This window comes from Aidingimonas halophila (assembly GCF_900106955.1).
GTDB classification, from domain to species: Bacteria; Pseudomonadota; Gammaproteobacteria; order Pseudomonadales; family Halomonadaceae; genus Aidingimonas; species Aidingimonas halophila.
In genome coordinates, this window is sequence record NZ_FNNI01000003.1 from 468,713 (window position 1) to 476,553 (window position 7,841).

At 56.1% G+C, this 7,841-nt stretch carries 8 protein-coding genes; 2 read left to right on the forward strand and 6 right to left on the reverse strand.

The features are described 5' to 3' along the window. Positions 1-85: 85 nt before the first annotated feature. The 5 genes from metW to BLW01_RS08180 all read right to left on the reverse strand — a co-directional run bounded on the left by metW (position 86) and on the right by BLW01_RS08180 (position 4,098). Positions 86-685, reverse strand: coding sequence for a methionine biosynthesis protein MetW (gene metW, locus BLW01_RS08160; protein ID WP_092568995.1), 600 nt, complete (start codon positions 683-685; stop codon positions 86-88). Continuing rightward, entirely contained in the window at positions 685-1,842 is a 1,158-nt protein-coding gene (gene metX / locus BLW01_RS08165; protein WP_092568996.1) for a homoserine O-succinyltransferase MetX, read from the reverse strand. Before metX ends, metW begins: the two co-directional genes overlap by 1 nt. Positions 1,843-1,908: 66 nt before the next feature. After that, positions 1,909-2,490, reverse strand: a complete 582-nt coding sequence (locus BLW01_RS08170) for a YggT family protein (RefSeq protein WP_092568997.1) — start codon at positions 2,488-2,490, stop codon at positions 1,909-1,911. A 23-nt stretch (positions 2,491-2,513) separates the two neighbouring features. Further along, entirely contained in the window at positions 2,514-3,338 is an 825-nt protein-coding gene (gene proC, locus BLW01_RS08175) for a pyrroline-5-carboxylate reductase (protein WP_092568998.1), read from the reverse strand. 40 nt (positions 3,339-3,378) lie between these two features. Further along, positions 3,379-4,098: a YggS family pyridoxal phosphate-dependent enzyme gene (locus tag BLW01_RS08180; protein WP_092568999.1), complete on the reverse strand. Its 720-nt coding sequence runs from the start codon at positions 4,096-4,098 to the stop codon at positions 3,379-3,381. A gap of 36 nt (positions 4,099-4,134) precedes the next feature. Here BLW01_RS08180 and BLW01_RS08185 point away from each other — a divergent pair, with 36 nt between their 5' ends. After that, entirely contained in the window at positions 4,135-5,169 is a 1,035-nt protein-coding gene (locus tag BLW01_RS08185) for a type IV pilus twitching motility protein PilT (RefSeq protein WP_092569000.1), read from the forward strand. Positions 5,170-5,175: 6 nt separating this feature from the next. Here the strand turns inward: BLW01_RS08185 and BLW01_RS08190 are convergent, their stop codons facing one another. Further along, positions 5,176-6,312 (reverse strand): anhydro-N-acetylmuramic acid kinase, encoded by a 1,137-nt coding sequence (locus BLW01_RS08190; RefSeq protein WP_092569001.1) that lies wholly within the window; start codon positions 6,310-6,312, stop codon positions 5,176-5,178. 123 nt (positions 6,313-6,435) lie between these two features. Between BLW01_RS08190 and tyrS the strand changes: the two genes are divergently transcribed. After that, a complete protein-coding gene (tyrS, locus tag BLW01_RS08195; RefSeq protein WP_092569002.1) occupies positions 6,436-7,635 on the forward strand; it encodes a tyrosine--tRNA ligase in 1,200 nt (399 codons plus the stop codon). Positions 7,636-7,841: the final 206 nt, after the last annotated feature.

The window sequence follows — 7,841 nt, forward strand, 5'->3', positions numbered from 1 at the left end:
TGATATCCGCGGGCGACTCATTCGGCTCGTAGGAGACTTCCAGATCGAAGCACATGGAGGCCCCCGTTATGCAGTCATATTGTTATCAGGCTGCACGCCGACCGATGCGAAACACGGCCGTTTCTCCGAACAGGTTCGGCCAGAGGCGAGCCGTCCAATGACCTTCATGGTCACCGTTGCCGACAGCCTGGTCACGGATGATCAGCCCCTTTTGGCGGCACAACTGTTCAAAATCATTGAAGGTCGACAAGTGGATGTTCGGTGTGTCGTACCAGGCATAGGGTAGTGATTTCGAGACAGGCATGTACCCCTTGAAACCGAGGTGCGCTCGATGTCGCCAATAAGCGAAGTTGGGGAAGGTGATAATACACTCTTCGGCGACCCGTAACATTTCATCGAGCATCAGGTCGGGGCGGCGTAACGCTTGCAGAGCTTGCGTCATGATGACCAGGTCATAGGCGTTGTCATCGAAATTGGCCAGGCCCTGATCGAGGTTCTGCTCGATGACGTTGATGCCTCGTGCAATACAGGCGGTTATGCCTTCGGGGTCAATTTCGAGCCCGTAGCCACTGACGTTTTTTTCTCGGGCCAGCGTATCGAGGAGTTCACCGTCACCACAGCCGAGGTCGAGGATATGAGCACCGGCGGGTACCCACTCATGGATGAGAACCAGATCAGAGCGCATTAGTGGCTAGCCTCCAAACACAAGTCACGTGCTACCCGTTCCATAAAGGCGGAAAAAACCGCTTGATATCTGGGTTCTGGCAGCAGGAAGGCATCATGGCCGTGAGGCGACTCGATCCTTGCATAACTGACTGACTTACCGGCTTGCATCAGGGCATCGACCAATTCTTCGGAGCGGGATGGCGGAAATCGCCAGTCGGAGGAAAAGCTGATGACGAGGAAGGGGCAGCACGCCGGTTCCAGAGCGGTGGCCAGGTCGCCTCCATGAACGGCTGCGGGATCGAAGTAGTCCAATACCTTGGTCATCAAAAGATAGGTATTGGCATCGAACGAGGTCGAAAAGGTGTCTCCCTGGTAGCGCAGATAGGATTCGACCTGGAACTCGACATCGTAACCAAAATGGAAGTTATCCTCACGTAAGTCGCGGCCGAATTTGTATCCCATCGCGTCTTCCGAGAGGTATGTAATATGGCCTACCATGCGAGCCAACTTGAGGCCTCGCCTGGGGAGTGCGCCATGCTCGTGGTAACGCCCGCCATGGAATTCGGGATCGGAACGAATGGCCTGGCGGGCGACTTCATTGAAGGCGATATTCTGTGCTGACAGTTTGGGCGTTGCGGCAATGACCACGGCATTGGCAATGCGCTCGGGATAGGCCAGGGACCATTGCATCACCTGCATTCCTCCCAGACTGCCGCCGACAACCGCAGCGAAGCGTTCTATGCCAAGCAGGTCGGCAAGCTTGGCTTGACTGTGTACCCAATCGGTGACGGTCATCATGGGAAAATCAGGGCCCCACTCTCGTCCCGTTTCCGGATCAATGGAGCAGGGACCGGTACTGCCGTGACAGCCCCCCAGATTATTCAGAGAAACCACAAAAAACCGGTTGGTATCGATGCTTTTCCCCGGGCCAATATGCGCATCCCACCACCCGGGTTTGCGGTCGTCCTTGTGATGATAGCCAGCCGCATGGTGGTGACCAGACAATGCATGGCAGATCAGCACGGCATTGCTGCGGTCATCATTGAGTTCGCCATAGGTTTCGTACACCAGATCGTAACTGGGCAGCGTTCTCCCGCAGGCCAGTGGCAACGGTGTGTCGAAGTGGGCCTTCTGCGGTGTGACAAGGCCAACCGAGTCAGCAGGCATCCCGGACATTGTGGCATCCGTACTCTGTAGGGTTGTCGTGTCCTGCACAATCAAAGTGTTCCTGTCATTGTGATGTTATAGGCCAATCAGAGTCCCAGGAACCCCGGCAGCGTTTATCAGAGAGTTGACAATCAGACCATCGAGAAGGCTGATGGCAATAAAAGCCACGATAGGAGATAAATCGATCATGCCCAGCGGAGGGATGACCTTGCGCAGCGGCGACATGACCGGTTCCATTAGTTGCATGATGAGTATCGCGCCAGGATGACTCGCCTGGGGAGCGACCCAACTGAGAATGATCATGGCGATCAAGGCGAAAAAATAGATCTTCAGTATGGCGTTGGCCAGTGCAGCGATTGCTCCAATCGCAACCCAGTGAATCGGTGGCATGCCAAAGCCGTCTATCTGGAGGATGACGATGATACTGATGGCCTTGAGAAGAAAACCGGCTGCCAGTGTCGCCATGTCGAAGGGACCGATAGGTTTCAAGAACCCTTGGAACAGGCCCACGACCGGCTGGGTGATTTTAACCACCGATTGGCTGATGGGGTTGTAGTAATCGGCGCGAGAGGCCTGCAACAAAAAGCGCAACATCAGGATGAACAAATAGATGTTGATCAACGTGTGCAACAGGTCGTTTCCCAATTGACTGCCCATGGGGGCTCCTCGTGGCTGAAAGTCTAACGGTTGCCGAATTCCTCGGCCATTTCTCGGGCGCGCTGAGCGCAAGCGTCGGTTGCCTCTAAGAATGCCTGCCTTAAGTGAGCATCCTCCAGGCAGTGAACGGCACGTTCTGTTGTTCCACCGGGCGACATGACGTTGCGTTTAAGTCGTTCCGGCGATTGATCACTTTGCTGTGCCATTCGGGCAGCACCGGCTGCGGTTTGTAATGCTAACCGCCGGGCACTATCTGCCGGTAGGCCCAACTTGACTCCGGCAGCCTCAAGGGCTTCGAATACTAGGAAGAAATAAGCCGGTCCGCTACCCGATATCGCTGTAATGGCTTCCAGCAGTGACTCCTCGTCAACCCATTCGACTAGTCCGACGGCGCCCAGCAATGTCGTAGCTAGGTCACGTTGATCGGCATCGACTCGCGGGTTGGCAAATAATCCACAGGCACCGCTCCCCACCAGAGATGGTGTGTTGGGCATGCAACGGACCACTGGTAGATCCCCTCCTAGCCATCGTTCCAGTGCGTCCGCTGGTATCCCTGCTGCCACAGAGACGATCAATGGACGCGTATCCTGAACGGTACCGTGCAGTTCCGTACAGACGTCTTTCATGAGCTGTGGCTTGACGGCTAGAACGACGACATCGGCCTGTTTGACAGCGTCGACATTGCTGGTTGTTGTCTGAATGCCAAAGCGTTCGTGCAATGCTGCCAGTTGTGACTCATCGGGCGACGAAGCCGTAATCGCCTCACGTGAATAACCGCTGTCGACCATGCCGCCGAGAATTGCACTGGCCATGTTGCCTGCACCGATAAATGTAATATGTCGGGTCATGAAAAGACTCCTGTTCGATAGCACGGCGCTGCTATCAACCTCATGAGTGATGGGCAGCCGGATAATCGCGCGCGCCGAAGATGGCTGTTCCTAGTCGGACCCAGGTGGCGCCTTCGGCAATCGCCGCTTCCAGGTCATTGCTCATGCCCATGGATAGCGTATCCAATTTGGCATGCGGATAGCGAGAGGTCAGGCTTTCCAGCGCTTGCCGCAACTGAGCGAAAGGGACTCGTTGGGCATCGAATCCCTCGACTGGCGCGGGGAGGGTCATCAAGCCTCTCAACTGCAAGCCGGGCAATTCGACAACCGCGGCAACCAGATCGTCCAGGTCGTCCAGTAGTACACCGGACTTGCTATGCTCACGACTGGTGTTGACCTGGATGCAAATATTGAGCGGAGGCTTGTCAGAGGGACGGTATCGAGATAGCCGTTGTGCCGTTTTGGCTCTGTCGATGCTATGCACCCAGTCGAATCGCTCGGCAACACTGCGAGTCTTGTTGGACTGCAGTGGCCCAATGAAATGCCATGCGACCCCGTTTAGATCGGCAAGGCGCTCTTGTTTTTCCAGGGCTTCTTGCAGATAGTTCTCGCCAAAATCGCGCTGACCGTAATGGTAAGCTGTTCGAATCATGCTGGCCGGCTTGGTTTTGCTAACCGCCAACAGGGCGGCGTCATCACTGGGGCGTCCAGCAGAAAGCAAGGCTCGCGCCAGGCGAGCCCGGGTGGCCGTCAGCGTTTGGGCGATGTCCACCTCTTTCATACTGGTCGCAACCTCAATCTGATGCAGGGAATTAGCATGGATATTACCGAACTGCTGGCATATTCGGCAAAACAGAACGCCTCGGATCTGCATTTGTCAGCAGGCCTGCCACCCATGATACGTGTCGATGGTGACATCCAGCGCCTGGATAAGGCGCCAATGAGCGATGGCGACCTGCGCAGCCAAGTTCAAGAGCTCATGGCTGATCGTCAGCGGGAAAGTCTTGCACAACATTACCAGTGCGATTTCATGATTGAGCTACCAGGCGTGGCTCGGTTCCGGGCCAATGTGTTCACTCATGATCGTGGTATGGGCGTGGTGTTCCGAGTCATTCCTTCGCAAGTGCCGACGATGGAAGAGCTGGGGTTGGGTGCTGTCTTTCAACGATTGGCGTCATTGCCTCGCGGCTTGGTATTGGTCACTGGCCCGACCGGCTCAGGAAAGAGTACGACCCTGGCTGCCATGGTTGATTACATCAATGATACCCGTTGTGAGCATGTGTTGACGATCGAAGACCCGATCGAATATTTGCACTCTTGTAAGCACTGCTTGATCCATCAGCGTGAAGTGGATCGGGATACGCATGGCTTTGCTCCGGCTTTGCGAAGTGCACTGCGTGAAGATCCGGACGTCATCCTCGTTGGCGAGTTGCGTGATGCCGAGACCGTGCGTCTGGCGTTAACCGCCGCCGAAACGGGGCATCTGGTGCTTGCAACGCTGCATACGGCATCGGCGGCCAAGACGATCGATAGGGTTATCGATGTATTTCCTGGCGAGGAGAAACCCATGGTCAGGTCCATGTTGTCGGAGTCGTTACAGGGAGTGATCTCCCAGGTCTTGATCAAGCGGGTGGGTGGCGGTCGTGTTGCTGCACACGAAATCATGATGGCGACGCCGGCGATACGTAATCTCATACGTGAGGATCGCGTGGCCCAGATCCATTCCGCTATCCAGACAGGCAAGAGTGTCGGGATGCAAACCTTGGATATGTCGTTGGAAGCGCTGGTCAGTCAGGGGGTCGTGCCCAGGGAAGCCGCGCACCCCAAGGCTCAAGGCATGCTTCACGGTTGATGTTAGTCAGGCGCTGTAGATGCCGCCCAGAATTCGCGGCCCTGTGGCGGCGGTGACCGACGGGAGGTTCCCGGGCAGGCTTTCGAGGCGACGTGCTGCCAACCACGCGAATGCGCCCGCTTCCAACCAGTCGGCTGGCCATCCAAAAGCATCCGGCTTGTTAATTGCGATCTCGGGGATGTGTCTAGCGAGTCGTTCCAGCAGGTCCGTATTGTGGGCGCCGCCTCCACACACGATCAGCGACTCAACCTTGGATACGGACTGGTACTGACACGCCATTGCCACCCCCATGGCTATCGTTACTGCACTGAGCTCGGCGAGTGAGGCTTGGACGTCAGCGGCATTCTCACCCCTTAGGCGGGCTTCCAGCCAAGGCAAGTGGAACGCCTCGCGTCCGGTGCTTTTTGGGGGGTGACGGTGGAAGAATTCATCTTCCAACAGTCGGCTGAGCAGTGCTTGGCTGACGTTGCCACGACTGGCCCACTGACCCTGGGCGTCGTAATAGCTTCCATGATGATGGCGTTGGTACCAGGCATCGAGGAGCACGTTGGCAGGGCCAGTGTCGAAGCCGATGATAGCCGCATCGCTGGATTCGGGAGGAAGTAACGTCAGGTTGGCAAAGCCGCCCAGATTCAAGATCAGGCGCCATGCGCGGGGATGTCGGAAAAGTGCCGCATGAAATGCAGGAGCCAGCGGAGCGGCCTGCCCCCCGGCGGCCAAGTCCCGTCGTCGGAAATCGGCTACGACTTGGCATCCGGTGAGTTCTGCCAGCAGACTGGGGTTGTCCAATTGGCATGTGTAAGCTGGCCCCGGCTTGTCTCCATGACCTGAAGGCGCATGCTCTATTGTTTGGCCATGACTACCAATCGCGGTGATGCAATCACGCGATATTCGGGCTTTCGATAGCAGTGCGTCAACCGCTCTGGCCTGGAGGTGGCAGAAATCATGCTCCGCTCGGGCCAGGGCTGCAAAGCTGATCGTTTCGGCTTGGCACAAATCGAGCAGGCATTTCCGTAGATCGGAAGGCATGGGGACTGCATGACTCGCTTGCAATACGGGCAGTCGTCCCGGCTCGTGCCGGATGAGGGCAGCGTCGACCCCATCCAGGCTGGTTCCGGACATCAATCCAACGAACAATTTCATGGACATTTTCCTCAAGGTGGAGGACCTCACCTCAGGGAGGTCATGCATGTTACCATCTTGCTTTATTTCAATGCCGTATTGTTATCCGGTATGAGCCAACCGCTTTGAGTGGAGCAGGAGAAGATGACCGATGTCTCGAGCGCGCTAGCACTACTACAGCGTGGTACCCATGAGATTTTGCTGGAAGACGAGTTGAAGGAAAAGCTGGCGTCTGGACGAAAGCTTCGAATCAAAGCGGGCTTCGACCCCACGGCACCGGACCTGCATTTGGGGCACAGTGTACTGTTGACCAAGATGCGTCAATTCCAGGATCTGGGTCACGAGATCATCTTTCTGATCGGAGATTTTACCGGTCGTATCGGGGATCCCTCCGGCAAGAACGTCACCCGCAAGCCGCTAACCGAAGAGGAAGTCAGGGCCAATGCACAAACGTACCGTGAGCAGGTTTTCAAGGTTCTGGACCCTGACCTTACCGAAGTACGTTTCAATGCGGAGTGGTTCGCGGGGATGAGCGCTGCCGACATGATCGAATTGGCTGGTCAGAGCACCGTCGCGCGTATGCTGGAGCGTGACGATTTCGAGAAGCGCTACGAGTCAGGACAGTCGATCTCCATTCATGAGTTTTTATACCCCCTGATCCAGGGATATGACTCCGTTGCCTTGGAAGCCGATATCGAGCTGGGCGGTACGGACCAGAAGTTCAATCTTCTGATGGGTCGAGAGATCCAGAAGCATTTCGGTCAGGAGTCTCAGGTCGTTATGACCATGCCGTTGCTCGAAGGGCTCGACGGTGTGCAGAAAATGTCGAAGTCCCTCGGTAATTATGTGGGGTTCAATGATACCCCGGGGACGATGTTCAACAAGCTGGTGTCGATGCCGGATAGTTTGATGTGGCGCTATTTCGAGTTGCTGTCACTGAAATCAAACGAAGAGCTCGAGTCACTCAAACGAGACGTGGAACGAGGCGCTAACCCGCGTGATATCAAAATGGTGCTTGCGCGTGAGTTGATCGGGCGGTATCACGGTGAAGATGCGGCCGCCAATGCTCACAAGTCAGCAGGCAACCAGCTTGCCGACGGAGAGTTGCCGGAAGATTTGCCCGAGATAGACGTCGACTTCGAAGGAAGTGACCAAGCCCCGATCGCAGCTGTCCTTAACCGCTCTGGCCTAACCCAGAACAGTGCCCAGGCCAAGGATATGCTCGGTAATGGCCGAGTGAAGGTCGATGGGCAAGCGGTGGAGCGCGACCATATGCTTGGTGTCGGCAAGACGTACATTGTACAAGCCGGTAAGAAGCGGATTGCCCGCATCACGCTCCGCTGATGTTAGAGATCATCCTTGCGTTCTTCATCGTCAGGGCGTAAAGTACGCATCCGCTGCCGGCGAGGCGCAGGCGTTGCCGGTGGTGTGATGGTCCGAAGTAGTTGTTTTATGGGTTATTTTCGGATCATGGGGCGTTATCGGGATTGACAGGTTGGTGGAATCCGGTAGAATACGCCTTCCCTGCTGAGGCACGGCCCGGCGGGATG

Excerpts from the sequence above, each read along its gene's own strand:
- metW (WP_092568995.1), bottom strand. The coding sequence starts at position 685 with ATGCGCTCTGATCTGGTTCTCATCCATGAGTGGGTACCCGCCGGTGCT.
- metX (WP_092568996.1), bottom strand. The coding sequence starts at position 1,842 with ATGTCCGGGATGCCTGCTGACTCGGTTGGCCTTGTCACACCGCAGAAG.
- BLW01_RS08170 (WP_092568997.1), bottom strand. The coding sequence starts at position 2,490 with ATGGGCAGTCAATTGGGAAACGACCTGTTGCACACGTTGATCAACATC.
- proC (WP_092568998.1), bottom strand. The coding sequence starts at position 3,338 with ATGACCCGACATATTACATTTATCGGTGCAGGCAACATGGCCAGTGCA.
- BLW01_RS08180 (WP_092568999.1), bottom strand. The coding sequence starts at position 4,098 with ATGAAAGAGGTGGACATCGCCCAAACGCTGACGGCCACCCGGGCTCGC.
- BLW01_RS08185 (WP_092569000.1), top strand. The coding sequence starts at position 4,135 with ATGGATATTACCGAACTGCTGGCATATTCGGCAAAACAGAACGCCTCG.
- BLW01_RS08190 (WP_092569001.1), bottom strand. The coding sequence starts at position 6,312 with ATGAAATTGTTCGTTGGATTGATGTCCGGAACCAGCCTGGATGGGGTC.
- tyrS (WP_092569002.1), top strand. The coding sequence starts at position 6,436 with ATGACCGATGTCTCGAGCGCGCTAGCACTACTACAGCGTGGTACCCAT.